Genomic DNA, 343 nt, shown 5'->3' with positions numbered 1-343 from the left:
AGCGGATCCACCCCTACGTCGATCAGGGAAGGAATCACGACGATGGCGGCCAGTGAATAAGCTGCCGGGGTCGGTAGTCCCATACCGATGAAGATTGTTATCGCCATGCCAAGCAACAATGCGATCTCCAGGCTGTTGCCGGAGAGATCGATCATTAACCGGGAGAACAGTGTGCCAAGCCCGGTCGTGACCAGCATCTGGACGATCACTCCAATTGCCGCAAGGATGATGGCGAGCTGCGCGCCGGCGAGCGCCCCGTTACGTAAACCCAGCACAATGCCCTTGATTGACGGCCGATACTTTTTAGGCCGCAAGAGGCTGAACCCGATGATGGTGGCAATGC

Annotated in this window: 1 protein-coding gene; it reads right to left on the bottom strand. The window is 57.4% G+C overall.

Annotation, left to right across the window (positions count from 1 at the left end; translation table 11 throughout):
• The coding region (locus tag ACTFO6_RS18165; RefSeq protein ID WP_439935795.1) for a TRAP transporter large permease subunit at positions 1 to 343 on the bottom strand (343 nt) is incomplete at both ends.

This window comes from Pelomicrobium sp. G1 (assembly GCF_051905455.1).
Classification (GTDB): Bacteria; Pseudomonadota; Gammaproteobacteria; order Burkholderiales; family UBA6910; genus Pelomicrobium.
The sequence above is the reverse complement of the archived record's forward strand: the minus strand, read 5'-3'. Positions and strand labels throughout refer to the sequence as shown.